Raw genomic sequence first — 15,523 nt, 5'->3', positions numbered from 1 at the left:
TCGCACGGTCGCGCCCGCGCGGGAAGCGCGCCGGTCATGGGCTGCGGCGCGCGAGGCGCGGGCCGGCGGGCTCCGCCTGGAGGCGCCGGCGCGCGGAGCGCTGGCTATCACGTCGCCAGGCGACCGTTCATCCCGGCGTGGTACGGAGATCCCTTGTCGATTCCATTCCAGAAATGTTCTGGACGTGGCAGCCGTCCAGTCGAGTTACACGCCTCAACCCTTCTTGAGCTCCGCCCCGAGGTCCGCCCCGAGGCGCTCGGCTTCGTGCGTGTTTCCGGGCCACGACAGGCGCCTTTCCGCCCTCCGCAACCGGGAGCCGTCGGGCTCGGCGAGGAGCGCCCGTAGCCACAGCGCGCCGCCGTCCCGCACCGCATAGGCGGCCACCGGCGTCCGGCAACTGCCTTCCACCGCGGCCATCACGGCGCGCTCGGCAGAGACGCAGATCGTGGTCTCGGCGTCCGCGAGCGTCCCGAGGACGTCACGCACGCTGTCGTCCGCCGTGCGGCACTCGATGCCGAGCGCGCCCTGTCCGATGGCGGGCAACGACACCTCGGGCGACAGCACCTCCGTGGCGCGGCCTTCGAGGCCGAGCCGCTTCAGGCCGGCGAGCGCCAGCACAACGGCGTCGAACACGCCGTCGAACACCTTGCGGAGCCGGGTGTCGACGTTGCCACGGACCGGCTCGATCACGAGATCCGGGCGCGCCTCGCGCAGCGCGACCGCCCGGCGCAGGCTCGAGGTCCCGACCCGGGCGCCCGCCGGCAGCTCCGCGAGCAAGGCGCCGCTCCGGGTGACGAGCGCGTCGCGCGGGTCCTCCCGCGCGGGGATGCAGGCGAGGCACAGCGCGGGGGCGATCTCGGCGGGGACGTCCTTGATCGAGTGGACCGCGAAGTCGGCGCGCCGGTCGAGGAGCGCCTCTTCGAGCTCCTTGATGAACAGCCCTTTGCCGCCGATGTCCTGGAGCGAGCGATCCTGCGTCTTGTCGCCCGAGGTCACCACCTCGAGCTCGCGCAGGGAGAGATCGGGCACCGCCGCTTCGAGGGAACGAGCGAAGGCGCGGGACTGGGCGAGGGCGAGCGCCGAGCGGCGCGTGGCGAGGGTGAGCTCCGTGGGCATCACGCTCCCTTTAGCCCAGCTGCGCTCACGGCCGCGGCTGGATTCGCGACGGCCATGACGCCCGCCTCGGCGGGGCGCCCGCCGGGCTGCCGCGCGTAGACGCCGTTGTCCTCTGCAGCCTGGGGGCGCGGATCGGCGTGCCGGGGCGAGCCGCCGCCTCGAGCGCCGGAGGCGGGAGGCGCTTCCCCGCGGGCGGAGCGAGGCGTGGGAGGCCCGTCCACCGCGCCGCGCAGCTCCCCCTCGGCGAGCGCCGAGGCGGCGGCGTTCTCGGGCGGCGCGCCGTCGATGTCGAAGAGCTCCCGGAGCGAGTCGACGTGCTCGGCGACGCGGGGATCGCAGGCCATCGCGCGGAGCCGGGTGGTGGGCACGTGGAGCAGCTTGTTCGTGGCGGCGTCGATCATCACCGCGAGGGCCTGGCGCTCGGCCACGCCGAGGTGCCGGAGCTTGCCGGAGAGGCTGCGCTCGACCTCGGCCGCGAGGATGGAGCGCGTGCGGGCCCGCAAGCCCACGATCGTGGGCGTCAGGGCGCGCTCGAGCGTCCACGCCTCGAAGGCCTGCGCCTCGTCCGCGACGATCGCCTCGGCCCGCGCCGCCTCGGCGGCGCGCCCCTCGACGGACTCCGCCACGATCTGCGAGAGGTCGTCGACATCGTAGAGGTACACGCTGTCGAGCTTGTTGACGGCGGGGTCGATGTCACGCGGGACCGCGATGTCGATGAGAAACAGGCTCCTGCCCTTCCTGGCCTTGCGGGCTCGGCGGACGAGGTCGGGCGTGACCACGTAATTGGGGCTCGAGGTCGACGAGATCACGATGTCGGCGTCGATGACGGAGCGCTCGAGGTCGGCCCAGGGGCGAGGCTCGCCGCCGACCTCGCGGGCGAGCGCGGCGGCGCGGTCCGGGCTCCGGTTGACCACGATGAGGCGGGCGCCGGCGCGGACGAGGAGCTTCGAGGCGGCCTCGGCCATGTCGCCGGCGCCGATGAGCAGCGCCGTGTGACCGGCGAGATCCGCGAAGATCTGGCGGGCGAGATCGATCGCCACGCTGGAGACCGAGACCTGCCCGGCGCCGATCGCCGTCTCCGTGCGCACCCGCTTGCCGACCTTGATGGCGCGGTGGGCCGCGCGGCCGAGCCGGGCGCCGAGGGTCTTCGCCCCGCGGGCCACCTCGATGGCCTCCTTCATCTGTCCGAGGATCTGCGGCTCGCCGACGACCATCGAGTCGAGCGACGCGGCGACGCGGAAGAGGTGGAGGACGGCATCGCTCCCGACGCGGCCCGCGAGGTGGCCCCGGACGGCGTCTCCGCCGAGGCCGACGAGGGTCGCGACGGCGGCGCGCAGCGCCTCGTTGTCGCGCGAGAGCTCCTCGTCGGACGGCGGCGGAGCGCTCCCGGGGCGGGGCGGCGCGGGCGCCTGCTGCCGGGGTGAGGCGTAGATCTCGACGCGGTTGCAGGTGGAGAGGACGAGCGCCTCGCCGATGGCAGGGTGGGCCGTGAGGCGCGCGAGCACCTCGGGCAGCCGATCCCGCCCGATCGCGAGCCGCTCGCGCACCTCGATGGGCGCGGTCTTGTGGGAGAGCCCGACGAAGATCACCTGCGCTAGCCTCCGAGCCCCGCGGCGGGACGGACGAGATAGATGACGAGCACCGCCCCGGCGCAGGCGAGCCCCGCGATGGTGCCGTACGCCGCGCGGCGGCCGCGCCAGCCGGCGGCGGCGCGCAAAAGCAGCACGAGCGCGATGAGGAGCCATGTGGCGTAGCCGAAGATGGCGCGCATCACCTCGTCGGCGTTGCCCATCTCGAGCCGGTGCGCCCAGTACGTGCCCGTGACGATGCCGAGCGTCAGCAAGGGGAAGCCGGCGCTCAGGAAGCGATGGATGGCGCGGTCGAGCGTGTCGAGCGGCGGGAGGTTGCCCATGCGCTCGAGATGCCGCTTCCGCTTGAGCCGCTTCTCCTGGACGAGGTAGAGCGCGGCAGAGGCGCCGGCGAGCAGGAAGAGGGCGATCCCGAGCAGGTTCGCCATGACATGCGCCGCGATGAACAGCGGGCTGAGCTTCGGCTCGGGGTGCGGCTTTCCGAGGAAGAACGTGCCGAGCAGGAAGGCGAGCCCGAGCGGCCCGATGAGGAGCCCGAGCGCGTCGATGCGAAAGCGATGGCGGGCGACGAGGTAAACGGCGATCGCGAGGAGGGACGCGACCGAGAGCATGAAATGAACGGAGTGCACCGGGCAGACCCGCGCGACGAAGCTGGCGAGCGTGACGTAGGTCGCGTGCCCGAGGGCGCCCAGGCCGAGCAGCAGGGGCGCGTGCCGCGAGGCGGACGCGGCGACCGCAGCGCTCGGCCGAGCGCCGGGGTCGTGGACGCGCGCCCCCGCGCCGAAGAGGCCCGCGAGGTCGCCCGCGGAGGGGAGCCGGGCGCGGCTGCGGGCGACGTCGAGGAAGAAGAGCGCGCTGGCAACGCTGTAGAACAGCAGGGCGAGCGCGAAGCTGATCCCGGAGATGACCTCGGGCATGGCCCCGTTATAGCCTGCCTCACCGGGGATGGCCCGCCGGCCGCAGAGGCGGGAGCGTACTCTCGTAGGCCGAGGCCTGACAGCGCGGACGCGCCGGGAGAGGCGGGCCCGAGAGACCGTATCGGCAGCGCCTCGCCACCGCGGGTGTGGCGCGCGGAAGCGACCGGGCGCGGCGCCGCTACATCTCGCTGGTGAGGAACGCGGCCAGGAGCTCCTCGTCGCTCGTCGGGCTGCTGCTGGTCGCCGTCCCCGCCGGGGCGGCCTTGCGGTGCTCGGCGAACGTGCCCACCGGGGCGCCGATGAACCCCGGGATCACGTCGTAGGCGTTGTCGCCGATGATCATGGACCCCTCGAGGATCTCCGCCCCGAGCTCCCGCAGGAACGCCCGCGTCTTGACCCTGCCGAGGACCTCGTGGATGTCCGCCGAGCCCGTCACCTCGCGGAGCACGCGGATCGCCTCGATGATCTTGTAGCGGCGGCCCTCGGTCTTGATCAGAAGCTCGTCGTTGTTCAGATCGACGCGGTCGCTCGCGATCCAGTCGTCGAGCGCGGCCTGCGGAAAGAACACGCGGTTCTTCATCGCGCGCAGTCTACTCAAAAATGAGCCGGAGCGGTTGGGTCGCGATGCCGGCCACCAGGGGTGAGCCCGAGCCGACGAGTCTCAGGCCGCAGGCGCTTCAGGCCGCAGGCGCTTCAGGCCGCAGGCGCTTCAGGCCGCAGGCGCTTCAGGCCGCAGGCGCTTCAGGCCGCAGGCGCTTCAGGCCGCAGGGGGTACCGTGGGCGGAGGCACCGAGTCCCTACGCAGGCCGCGGAGCCGCGCGGGCAGGTGCCAGAGCGACTCGAAGATGCCGAGCAGCACGTAGAAGCCGAGCAACCACACGAGCACGAACGCGGGCTGGAGCTGCGTCGAGATCACCGCGCTCGACCCGACGGCGAACGCCACGAAGAGCACCGTCCGGACGTTGAGCCGGAGATCCTTGAAAGAGCGGAACCGGATGGTCGAGACCATCAGCAGCGACAGGAGCGTCGTGGTGGCGAGGATCGCCGACGCGTAGCGCTCGCCGCCGATCTCGCCGGCGGCCGCGTGGTTCGCGACCACGATCGAGACGAGGATGCCCGCCGCGCCCGGGATCGGGAGGCCGACGATGTACTTCGAAGGCTTCGTGGGCTTGCCCGCCTCCCCCATGGAGAGGACGTTGAAGCGCGCCAGCCGGACCGCGCCGCAGGCCGTGAAGATGAACGACACGAGCAGCCCCGCGAGATCGAAGCGGTGCAGCGTCCACTGATACACGAGCATCGACGGCGCCACGCCGAACGAGACGATATCGGCCAGCGAGTCGATCTGCAGGCCGAAGGCGCTCTGGGTCTTCGTCATCCGCGCGACACGCCCGTCGAGGGTGTCGAAGAACATCGCGAAGACGATCAGCAGCGCGGCGCGGTAGAAATCATCTTCCGACTGCGCGGTCGCGGAGCGCCGGATCGAGTCGAAGCCACAGAAGATCGATGAGAGGGTGATCAGGTTCGGAAGCAGGAACAGCGTCTTCCTGAGCTCGAACCGCCGTCGCTTCCGGATCATGCCGCCTCCCGTTTAGGCAGGCCAGGCTATCGCCGCAGGGACCGCGAACGCAAGCGTCGAAGCGCACACGCGAGTCGCTAGAAGGTTACCGCGAGCCAGGATCCGGGATCGTTTCATCTCACCGTCAGCTTCGTTTCATTCGTCGTTTTTGCTTTTCCGCCGTGGCTCAACGCGCGGGCTGCGCCATGCCCGGCTCACTCCATACCGCCTCCGGGACCTCCGCGCCGGGCTCGAAGCGGCACGCCATCGGGCGGAGCTCGACGGCCGGGCCGCTCGATCCGCCCCCAGCGACCGCCGAGCCCGCCGCCGCCCGGAACAACCACGCCTGGGCGAGATCGCCGGGGATGATCGCAGAGCGGGGCGCCCGTCCGATCGCTCGCGCGTCCCAGCCCGCGACACACGGCGCGGCAGGCGTACCGTGGAGCACCGTGGTGGAGGTCAGGAGCACCGTGACCTCGGGCGGGCTGGAGGGACCAGCGGCGTCCACGACGAGCACGGGGTGGCGTGTGCCCGGGAACAAGGCCGTGCTGCCGAGGAACAGCGGCGCCTCCTGACGCGCGGTCGCCGCGCGTTCTGCGGCAGAGCACGGGCGCGGCGCGTCTCCGAGGTCGAACGGCGTCGGCAGCGGCAGCGCGGGGCCGAGCGTGCCATCCCCGCGAAAGGGCTGGAAGATCGACCACGCTGCCGCGTGCCCGGGGTGGGCGACCAGCGTCGCCACGCCGATCGACCGTCCAGCGTAGGTCCAGTCGGTGTGCACGATCCGATCGCGGTCCGCCGGCGGAGCGACCGAGACGGCGTCGATCGCCCACGCGGCGCCCGGGCCCAGCGCGGCGGACGCGCCGGCCGGAGGCGCCGGGCGGTGGGCGAGCAGCATCCCGACCATCGGGCCGTTCGACGCCTGCCGGACCATCCCCACGCCGACGGGCTGGCCGTCCGCCAGGACCGCATCGGCGCGCACGTCGAGGCTGCCGTGAAGGCCCGACGCAGGCCAGGACGGGAAGTCGAAGCGCTGGAGCTTCCCCGGCGGCTCGTAGAAGAACGTGAGCGCCGACTGAGCGCTGCCGGAGTGCGGCCGGAGGAAGAGCCCGCGCAGCGTGACGGACAGGAGCGCGGGATCGAAGAAGTCGTCGGGGGGCGGCGCGCGGCGCGGGGCCGCGCCTCCCGGGCCGGCGCCGGCCTGCGGCCGGGCGCCCGCGCGCGGCTTTCGCGCGGCGTCGGGGACGACCTTCACGTCGCCGAGCTCGAACGGGCCGGCGTCGGGGATCGTGCCGCGGCCCGAGGTGCCATCCAGGAAGTTCTCCCAGGCGACCTCGACGTTGCGCATCGCGGCCCCCGGCACCGCCGCGCCGCCCGGGATCCGCAGGCGCGCCACGGCGTAGCCCTCCATCTGGAGGGTGACGTTGGTCGCGACCCGCGCTCTCCCGAGCCCCGCCGGCACCGCGGGCAGCAGCGATCGCGTGACGATCCGCGCCTCCCCATCGCCGGACTCGGGGAGCATCGCGGAGACGACGTCGACGGCGCCGCTCGGGGCGCGCGTGAGCAACGACCACACCGACCGGCCGCGCAAGAGCTCGTCGCCGTCGGGCAGGCCGAGGCCGCTCGAGTCGACATGATCGACGCGCGTCCACTTCGAGGACGGCAGCGTCTCGCAGACGATGGGCGTGCGCGCGGAAGGCTGCGCGCGCGGGGCCGGATCCGGCGCGCGCGGCAGCGCGCCGTCGACCTGGCCGCCCCAGCCGACGCGGGTCGCCACGTCGCCGAAGAGGCAGCCGCTTCCGCCGCATGTGACGGCGAGCTGGGCCTCGGAGAGCTCGCGCGAGAGCGCCGGCATCTCCGGGAGCTCCGCCCAGCTCACGCCGCCGTCGAGCGACTCCCACAGCGCCGCGACGTCATCGCCGCTGTCTCGCGCGCGCGACGCGAGCGCGAGCACGCGCCGCCCGAAGCCGGCGAGCGCCGCGCTCTCCGCCGGCGGGGTCGTCGCCGTGAGCACCCGGCCGTCCTCGTCGGCGGTCAGGTACGTGAGCGAGCCGCGCTCCGAGAGCAGCAGGCCGACGGCGCCGTCTTCCGCCGGGCGCAGGGCGCTCTCCTCGACGACGTCGAACCCCTCCGGCGAGGGACCGTCGCCCGGCCCGCCCTCCTCGTCCTCGTCCTCGGCGCCGTCCGCCTGCGGGGCGGGCAGCGCGGCGGTCGCGTCGAGCGGGCGCGGCGCGAAGGTCTCGCCCCCGTCGTGCGAGACGAACAGCGCGAGGCGCTCGTCCTTGCCGCGGAAGCCGAGGAAATACGCGGAGCGCCCGTCCGCCGAGAACGCGGGCAGCACGGCGGGCGCGCTGAGCGTGGGGGCCGCCGCGAGGGCGACCGCGGCGCGATCCTCGTCGTTGGCGCCGTCGTGGGACAGGAGGAGCGGCGCGGTCGGCTTGCAGCTGTCCGCGCCGTCGCTCGGCTTGCAGACGCCGGTCAGGAGCGCCGCGCCATCGGGCGCCACCGCGACGCCGACCTGGTCGATGTCGGGCGTCTCCAGCGTGGCGGCCGGCGACCACGCGCCGCCGCCATCGTCGCTGCGGAGCACCCGCGCCACGACGCGATCGCCGTCCGGCTCGGCGCACACCGCGACGACGCGCCGGCCGTTCGCGCCGAGCTTGATGCTCCCGCAGTCGCCCGTGCCCGGCATGGCCGCCTCCTTGAGCGGCCCCTCGATGGGGCCGCTCGCGAGGAGCCACGGCGCGCCGGCGTCCTCCGGGCGGACCGCCTCGACGTAGCGATCGCCGCTCATCGCCGCCCGCCCGATCGACACGGCGGAGGCGGACGGGGCGCGCGGGGCCGTCACGTCGAGCTCGACGTCGGCCCGCGGGAGCGTCGCCGCGCTGCGCGAGAACGCGGGCGTGCGCCGTGGATCCCAGGTCGCCGACGCGAGGAGCCCCTCGGCGAGGAGCTCGCCCCCGAGGGCGCCGACCCGCGAGAGGCCCATCGTCGGGAGCGGCGCGCGCGACCAGGTGCCCCCGCCGTCCTCGCTGGCGAACAGCGCCTCCGGCAGCGCGAGCACGAGCGCGCGGCCGCCGTCGGCCATGGCGACGCCGAAGGCGCGCGGCGGGGCCCCGCCCTGCCCCGCGGCGCCGTCGAGCAGCACCGGCTTCCAGCCGAGCTCCTCGCGCCACCGGAGCACGCCGCCGCCCCGGGTCACCCCGATCAGCGAGCCGCCGGCGCCCGCGACCTGCAGGAGCGGCTCGGGCGGAGAGAGCGCCCGCGTGAGCTGGCCGAGCGGCGAGGAGGCCTCGTAGATCGCGCCGCTCGCGCCGACGAACATCCAGGAGGCCGGCGAGCGCCGCACGATCGCGGTGAGCTCCTCGGGCGCGGGCGAGGCGCTCGTCCTGCCCTGGCCGGCGCAGCGCGCGGCCTGCGCAGCGGGCCCGGCGGCGCTCGGCGGCGGCGCGGACGTCCGAGGATCGGGCGTCACCGTCCATCGCTGGCCTCCCTGGGCGACGACGACGCAGCCGGCGCCGGCGAACGGCGCCCACGCGACCGCGGCGTCGGGCGCCGCCGGATGGTAGCTCCAGCGCGCGGGCGAGGTGTAGGCCGCGCCGACGGCGTCCGTCGACGGGAGGGTGGCCTCGGCAGGGCGGGGCGGCTGCGCCGGGGCGCCCGAGCAGCCCGCGAGCGCGCACGCCGACGCGAGCGCGAGCGGCGCGCGGGTCCGCGACGGCGGCGCGGTCATTCGACCCAGCGGGCGACGAACAGGTTGGTCTCGCCGGGCTTCGCGCCGTGCCGGTTCGAGGCGAAGACGACGTGCTCGCCGGTCGGAGAGAACATCGGGAAGCTGTCGAAGCCCTCGTAGAAGGTCACGCGCTCGACGGGCGGCACGCCGTCCGCCGCCAGGGGCGCCTCGGAGTCGACCAGGTAGAGGTCGAAGTTGGGCATGCCCCGGGCGCCCTGGGGGGTGCTGAAATCGGAGGCGAAGAGGATCCGCCGCGAGTCCGGGAGGAAGTAGGGCGCGAAGTTGGCGCGGCCGTTCCTCGTCACCGGGCGCGGGTCCTGCCCGTCGGCGCCCGCGACGAAGATCTCGAGCGCGCTGGGGCGCACGAGCCCCTTGGCGAGCAACGCGCGGTAGTCGTCGAGCGCCGGTCCGGTGGGGCGGCTCGCCCGCCAGACCAGCTTGGTCGCGTCGGGGGAGAAGAAGGCGCCGCCGTCGTAGCCGGGCGTGCTCGTGATGCGCTTGACGTCCGAGCCGTCGAGCTTCGCTGTGTAGAGCTCGATGTCCCCGTCGCGCGTGCTCGTGAACACGAGGCGCGAGCCGTCGAACGCGACGGTCGCCTCGGCGTCGTAGCCCTTGCCCTGGATGAGGGGGCGGAGCTCCGAGCCGTCGGCGTTCGCGGTGTAGATGTCGAACTCGTCGAGCGGCCAGACGTACCCCTGCGAGTGGTCGGGCTTCGGGGGGCACGCCTCGCCGGCGGCGTGCGTGGAGGCGAAGAGGACGCGCGCCTGGGCAGAGGCCGCGGGCGCGGGGAAGAGGAAGTAGCCGCAGGTGGTCTTGCCCTGGCCGTTCGAGACCCGGCGGACCTCGCCGCTCTCCAGATCCAGGACGTACTGCTGGTCGCACTTGTTCTCGTCGCGGGTCGACTGGAACACGAGCTTCCTGCCGTCGGGCGACCAGTAGGCCTCGGCGTTCTCGCCGCCGAAGGTGAGCTGCCGGAGCTCGGCGAAGTGCTTCTCGCGCGGATCGGCGGCGACGCTCTTGCCGGCGCGGATGCGGAAGGGAAGCCACTCGGGCTTCGCCGTGGTCGTCGCCTCCGGGATCTGGCCGATCGGCTCCTTCGGTCGGGGTTCCGAGGAGGCGCAGGCGGCGAGCAGCAGGCAGGCGAGCGGAGCGGGCAGCCTTCGTTTCATGGCGGCGCGACCATAGTACGAAAGCGGCGAGCCGTCGCGGGGAGGCGCCCGCGGCGGGTCAGCCCGAGGCGAGGCGCGCGGCGAACCGGGCGGCGGGGCAGGTCAGGAGCCGACTCGGCTGCTGCTGCCGGAAAATCACGCGTTGGCGAGCGCAGCGGAGAGGAGCCCGTGGCCGCGCCGCGCGCCACCGACGGGGCGCGCGCGACGGAAACCCGGACCCGCTACTCCCGGAAGACGGTCACCGTCGTCGGCGTCGTATGGCCACCACCAACGCAGTTCGGGAAGCTGCCGTCCGACGTCGGAGCGCCGCAGATGTCGTCGCAGTCGCCGAGGACGTCGACGATGCAGCCCTGCGTGTCGACGCCCGTCCCGCCGCACACGCGGCTGATGAGCGTCGAGCCGGGCGACTTGCACGCGAACCGGCGCTGCTCCGGCGCGAAGAGGTCGCCGAAATAGGCCGCCTCCCGCCGAGGGAAGGCATCCTGCTCCGCTTGATCCGAGTCAAGGGCCTTGTGCTTGCCACGCATCGAGAGGGGCACGCTCTCCCCGAGATGGTTGATCCTGGCCAGCATGCAGGCGGAGAGCCACCCCTGACAGCGGGCGTTGCACTGACCATGAGCTCGGCCCCACTCGGGGGAAAGACCGATGCTCCCCCCGAAGGTATAGGTCTCGCCGTCCAGCGAGACCTGCACGGATTGCCCCTCCGGGAGCGCGCAGCTCGCCACGTACGTCAAGAACTCGCGGGCCAGAGGATCGCGCAGCGCCCTCATGACATCGCTGCTGCTCCCGACTGCGTCGCTCGTCAGCGGGTTGCCCGTGAGCGCTTCCGTGGCAAGCGTGTCTGTCGCGAACGCACTCTCCACGAGCGCTTCCTTCGTGAACGCATTCCGCGTCACCATCTCTTGCTCCGCCGTGCCGCCGGCTGCCTCCAGGGGGTCAGCCTCGCCGCTACAGGCCGGGAGAACGCACGACAGGCCCAGGAACGAGATTGCGAGTTTGAAACGGTATTGCATAGCCCCCTCCTCACAAATGAAACACGCATCAGGAATTTCCTCAACGATTTTTCCGGAGGAACCCTAAAATTCCGCGCCTGCGGTGACGTCGTGAGAACGGCGAGAGACCGGTCGTTCAGGCGCGCTCGTGGGCAGCGCACGGCTCCTGGAAGAGCCGCGAGCAGGGAATCCCACGTACGACGGAGCGCGAGCTCATGGAGCGTCTCGGTCGCCGAGCCAGCGCGCCGCGAGCGCGAGCGTCTCGCCGTTGTCGAGCGCCGACAGAAACCGATCCCGGTAGAGAGGATTCGAGATCTGCCCGGCACGGGCGATCACGCTGTCGCGCGCCCGCGCGATCGCGTCGAGCGCCTCGGCCTGCCGGCCGCTCGCGAAGAGCGCCTCGGCCCGCACGAGGCGGATCAGCGACTCGCCCTCCTCGACCGCGCCGAGCGACTCCAGGAGGGAGAGCGCGTCGCCGGAGAGGGCGAGCGCCTCCTCGGCGCAGCCCTTCCGGAGCAGGACCCGCGCGCAGAGAGCCCACGCCGCCGCGCGCATCGGCGGCGCGCTCCGCAGGAGCTCCGCGGCCGCGCGGGCCTCGGCCTCGGCGGCGCCGAGATCGCCGCCGAGCAGCGCCGCCTTCCCCAGGTAGGCGCGGGCGATCCCCTCGGCCCTGGGATCGCCCAGCCGCTGGAACGTCGCGATCGCCTCGGCCTGGACCCGCCGGGCCTCGTCGAGGTTGCCGCGGGCGCTCATCACGTTGCCCAGGTTGGTGCGGGCGACCGCGGCCAGATCCGTGAGCTCCATCTGCTCCGCGGCGCGCAGCGCGGCGCGCAGCGCGGCCTCGGCCCCCTCGTAGTCCCCGAGCTCCATGGTGATGGCGCCCAGGTTCACCCGCAGCGAGCACGCGTTGCGGCGATCGCCGCTCCGCTCGAACACCTCGAGCGCCGCCTCGATGCCGTCGAGGCAGGCGCCGAGATCGCCGGAGGTCATGGTGCGGATGGCGCGCGCCTCGTAGAGCCTGGCGAGCACCTCGACGTCGAGCGGCCGCTCCTCCTCCCCGCTGCGCTCGAGGGCCTCGATGATGCCGTCCGCCACCGCGTAGCGGCCGCCGAAGGCGAGCCAGTTGGCCCCCTCGACGAGGCAGATGTCCCTCCCGGTCAGCGCGCCCTCGCGGGGCGACGCGCCCCGCGCCGTCGCCACCCAGGACTCCACGCGATCGAAGGCCCCCTGCTTGCCAGCGGCCGTGACCACCCAGGTCACGGCGGAGTACCAGGACGGCGAGCCCGGCTCGAACCGCGCGACGGCGTCGAGCGCGCGCTGCTCGGCGACGGCGAAATCGCCACGCCACACGCGGGCCTCCGCGTCGACGAGGAGCAGCCCGCCCGCCTCTGCCTCGGTCGCGCCGCACGCGAGGCCGCGCTCGGCGTGGCGGATCGCGGCGAGGAGATCGTTGCCGCGCAGCGCCTGCTCCGCCGCGCGCCGGTACCACGCCGCCGCGCGTCCCGGCTCGGCGCCGCGCTCGAAGTGCTCCGCGAGCTGCGCCGCGTCGCCCTTCCCCTCCCCTTCGAGCCACTCGCCCGCCAGCCGGTGGCCGAGCCGCCGGTCGTACTCCGTCAGCGCCCCGTACGCCGCCTCCCGCACAAGGCCGTGCCGGAAGCTGTGCTCGGCGTCGTCCGCGCCCGCCTCGATCAGAGGGCCAGGCTCGGGCGCCCCGGCACGGCACGCCGGCGAGGCCTCGCGCTCGGGCCCGTCCCCGGGCCCCCCGCGCGCGGACGACGTGGAGGAGAGGCTCTCACCAGGCGCGCCGCCCCGGCCAGGCGGCCGCCTCGGGACGATCACCTCGCGCTCGACGAGCTCGGCGAGCCGGACCGCCACCTCGGCGTCGGCGCCGCCGAGCAGCGCGGCGACGCCGGCGGGCCGGAAGCTCTGGCCGAAGACGCTCGCCGCCCGGAGCACGCGCCGCGCCTCGGGATCGAGCGCCTCGAGCCGCGCCTGCACCATCGCCAGCACCGTCTCCGGCAGCGCGGCCCCTCGCCCCTCGGCGGCGGCGCGGATCTGCTCTTCCAGGAAGAAGGCGTTGCCGTCGGCCCGCTCGACCAGCGTGCCGATGATCTCCTCGGTGACGGCGCCGCCGAGCGCCTGGCGCGCGAGCCGCTCGCTGGCGCGGCGCGAGAGCCCCGTGAGCTCGATCTCCTGGACGCCGCGGCCTGCCCACAGCTTCGGGAACATCTCGCGCACCTCGGGCCGGCCGAGCGCCAGCACCATGAGGGGCGCGTCGCGCAGGTTGCGGAGGGCGCTGTTGATCATGCCGACCGTGGGCAGGTCGCCCCAGTGCATGTCCTCGAGGACGAGCAGCACCGGCTGCGCCGCGCACTCGGCGCGCAGGAACTCCTCCCACGCGAGGTGCAGCTGATCGCCCATGAGCACGGAGCTCCGCCGCGCCGCCCTGAGCGCCTCGCTGGCCTCGTCCGGGAAGGGCGCCCCCACGAGCTCGCCGAGGAAGGGCGCGACGTGGGCGCCGCGCTCGCCGTGACGATCGACGTGCTCGCGGATCTTGCGCTGCACCGCCGCGGCCGGCGCGCCGTCGGCGACGCCGAGCGCGCGGCGGAGCACCTGCGAAAGGAGGCCGAAGGCAGAGCCGGCGCTCATGGGGTCGCCGCGCGCGATCCAGACCGCCATGGGCTCGTCCCGCGCCCGGAGGCGCCGGAGCAGCTCGACGCGCAGGCGCGACTTGCCCATGCCGGCGGGGGCCGTCACCAGCACCGCGGACGGGGTCTGCTCCTCGATGCACTGGGCGAACGTCGCCTCCAGGAGCGACAGCTCGCGGTCGCGGCCCACGCACGGCGTCGGCTTGCCGAGGAGGCGCGGCACCGCCTCGAGGTCGTCGCACTCGCCGCGCAGGAGATGGCCCGCGTGATCCGACCCGAGATCGAACCGCGCGCCGAGCAGGCCGGCCGTGACCTCGTCGATGCGGACCACGCCGAGCCGCGCCTCGTCGCCGGCGAGCAGCGCGGCGGCCTGATCGATGAGCTTGCCGATGGGGGAGCGGGCGGTGATCTCGGCGCGCCCCGAGACGAGCGCGACGGGCGCGCCGCCGAGCAGCACCTGCATCGCGAGCGCGCACCGCGCCCCCCGGGCGGCGAGGTCGGTCGGCGCGACGGGGCCGGACAGCACAACGACGGGAGAGCGCGCCTCGATGATCTCGAGGCGCCCCTGGTGGCGCTCGGCCAGGGCGCTGAGCGCGCGCACGCGGAGCGCGTCCTCGCCCTCGGACCGCGTGGCGTCGCTGTCGAGCGCGCCGTCGCGGGCGACGAGCAGGCATATCATCCGGCGCTCGCCGGTCGTCAGCTCGGGCGTCGGGCCGCCGATGGGCAGGGGGAGGCCGCGCCGCGAGCCTGGCGCGAGATCGCCGAGCGACCCGAGCTCGGCGGCCACGGCCGCGCCGTCGCGGGGGCGGTCGCGCGGGGCCTTGGCGAGCATGCGCGTCACGAGGTCGTCGAGCGCGGCCGGGACCTCGCCGCGGAGCTCCCGGAGCCGCGGCGGATCCTCGAGGAGGACCTTCACGAGCACGGAGAGGCCGTCGTTGCCGACGAACGGGGGCCGGCCGGTGAGGCAGCGGTAGAGGATGCAGCCGAGGGCGAAGACGTCGGCGCGGGCGTCGATGGCGACCTCGCCGCGCGCCTGCTCGGGGGCCATGTAGCCGGGGGTGCCGAGCATCACGCCGGGCATGGTGAGCTCCTGGCCTCCCTCCGCGACGCGCACGACGCCGAAGTCGAGCAGGGTGACGTCGTCGATGGAGCCGCCGGCGAGCAGGAGGTTGCTCGGCTTGAGGTCGCGGTGGACGATGCCGAGCCGGTGGAGGGCGCCGAGCGTGGAGGCGACGCGCACGCCCAGCGAGAGGCTCTCGGGGACGGTGAGCGGCTCGCGGAGCAAGCGCTCGGCGAGGGTCTCGCCGGAGAGCCACTGCATGGCGAGGTAGAGCTCGCCGCCCTCGGTCGTGCCGTGGGCGACGTACCCGACGACGCCGGGGTGGCGGAGCGCGGCGAGCGCGTGCGCCTCCCGGCGGAAGCGGTGCGACTCCTGCGGGCCCGTGCGCTGGAGGATCTTCAGCGCGACCGGCTCGCCCGTGAGCCGATCGCGGGCGCGGAAGATCTGCGCCATGCCGCCGGAGGTCGCGTGCCCTTCGATCTCGAAGCGGTCGGCGACGATGTCACCGGCGCGCATCAGCGGTACCCCTGAGACGACTCAGAGAGCCGCAGCGCTCGCCTGTGGGGTGCTTCGGACGAGCTCATCGCAGCGACCGAGGATATCCAGAACCGCAGCGCTCCCCGTCAGCAAATTGTGCTGTAAGCAAGGCAACGTCAGGGACCGCGGCGCGGTGAGCTCGCGGCGAGGGCGGATCGGAGGTTGTGCACCTCACCACACGCGAACAACGATGTACCCGACGTCTGCCCG

Annotated in this window: 9 protein-coding genes; all 9 read right to left on the bottom strand. The window is 74.0% G+C overall.

Features of this window, described 5'->3' with window-relative positions; all coding sequences use genetic code 11:
- Positions 1–213: 213 nt before the first annotated feature.
- Positions 214–1,119, bottom strand: a complete 906-nt coding sequence (hemC, locus tag WMF44_RS08795; RefSeq protein WP_437298683.1) for a hydroxymethylbilane synthase — start codon at positions 1,117–1,119, stop codon at positions 214–216.
- Entirely contained in the window at positions 1,116–2,705 is a 1,590-nt protein-coding gene (gene hemA, locus WMF44_RS08790) for a glutamyl-tRNA reductase (protein WP_437298682.1), read from the bottom strand. The genes hemC and hemA overlap by 4 nt, the downstream gene beginning before the upstream one ends.
- A gap of 5 nt (positions 2,706–2,710) precedes the next feature.
- On the bottom strand, positions 2,711–3,622 hold the full coding sequence (locus tag WMF44_RS08785; protein ID WP_437298681.1) for a cytochrome C assembly family protein: 912 nt from the start codon (positions 3,620–3,622) through the stop codon (positions 2,711–2,713).
- Positions 3,623–3,800: 178 nt separating this feature from the next.
- Positions 3,801–4,202, bottom strand: coding sequence for a hypothetical protein (locus tag WMF44_RS08780; protein WP_437298680.1), 402 nt, complete (start codon positions 4,200–4,202; stop codon positions 3,801–3,803).
- Positions 4,203–4,379: 177 nt separating this feature from the next.
- Entirely contained in the window at positions 4,380–5,198 is an 819-nt protein-coding gene (gene pssA / locus WMF44_RS08775) for a CDP-diacylglycerol--serine O-phosphatidyltransferase (protein WP_437298679.1), read from the bottom strand.
- Positions 5,199–5,364: 166 nt separating this feature from the next.
- On the bottom strand, positions 5,365–8,907 hold the full coding sequence (locus WMF44_RS08770; protein WP_437298678.1) for a hypothetical protein: 3,543 nt from the start codon (positions 8,905–8,907) through the stop codon (positions 5,365–5,367).
- Positions 8,904–10,076, bottom strand: a complete 1,173-nt coding sequence (locus WMF44_RS08765) for a TolB family protein (RefSeq protein ID WP_437298677.1) — start codon at positions 10,074–10,076, stop codon at positions 8,904–8,906. The genes WMF44_RS08770 and WMF44_RS08765 overlap by 4 nt, the downstream gene beginning before the upstream one ends.
- 221 nt (positions 10,077–10,297) lie before the next feature.
- Positions 10,298–10,975, bottom strand: coding sequence for a hypothetical protein (locus WMF44_RS08760; RefSeq protein WP_437298676.1), 678 nt, complete (start codon positions 10,973–10,975; stop codon positions 10,298–10,300).
- Between the two features lie 306 nt (positions 10,976–11,281).
- Positions 11,282–15,292 (bottom strand): protein kinase domain-containing protein, encoded by a 4,011-nt coding sequence (locus WMF44_RS08755; RefSeq protein WP_437298675.1) that lies wholly within the window; start codon positions 15,290–15,292, stop codon positions 11,282–11,284.
- Positions 15,293–15,523: the final 231 nt, after the last annotated feature.

The organism is Sorangium sp. So ce426, from assembly GCF_051475585.1.
Taxonomy (GTDB): domain Bacteria; phylum Myxococcota_A; class Polyangia; order Polyangiales; family Polyangiaceae; genus Sorangium; species Sorangium cellulosum_B.
Note: the sequence above shows the minus strand (reverse complement) of the source record. Positions and strands in the feature narration are given on the sequence as shown.

What these genes read in the sequence shown, in the direction of transcription:
- WMF44_RS08785 (WP_437298681.1), bottom strand. Translation starts at nt 3,622, where the DNA reads ATGCCCGAGGTCATCTCCGGGATCAGCTTCGCGCTCGCCCTGCTGTTC.
- WMF44_RS08780 (WP_437298680.1), bottom strand. Translation starts at nt 4,202, where the DNA reads ATGAAGAACCGCGTGTTCTTTCCGCAGGCCGCGCTCGACGACTGGATC.
- pssA (WP_437298679.1), bottom strand. Translation starts at nt 5,198, where the DNA reads ATGATCCGGAAGCGACGGCGGTTCGAGCTCAGGAAGACGCTGTTCCTG.
- WMF44_RS08770 (WP_437298678.1), bottom strand. Translation starts at nt 8,907, where the DNA reads ATGACCGCGCCGCCGTCGCGGACCCGCGCGCCGCTCGCGCTCGCGTCG.
- WMF44_RS08765 (WP_437298677.1), bottom strand. Translation starts at nt 10,076, where the DNA reads ATGAAACGAAGGCTGCCCGCTCCGCTCGCCTGCCTGCTGCTCGCCGCC.
- WMF44_RS08760 (WP_437298676.1), bottom strand. Translation starts at nt 10,975, where the DNA reads ATGGTGACGCGGAATGCGTTCACGAAGGAAGCGCTCGTGGAGAGTGCG.
- WMF44_RS08755 (WP_437298675.1), bottom strand. Translation starts at nt 15,292, where the DNA reads ATGCGCGCCGGTGACATCGTCGCCGACCGCTTCGAGATCGAAGGGCAC.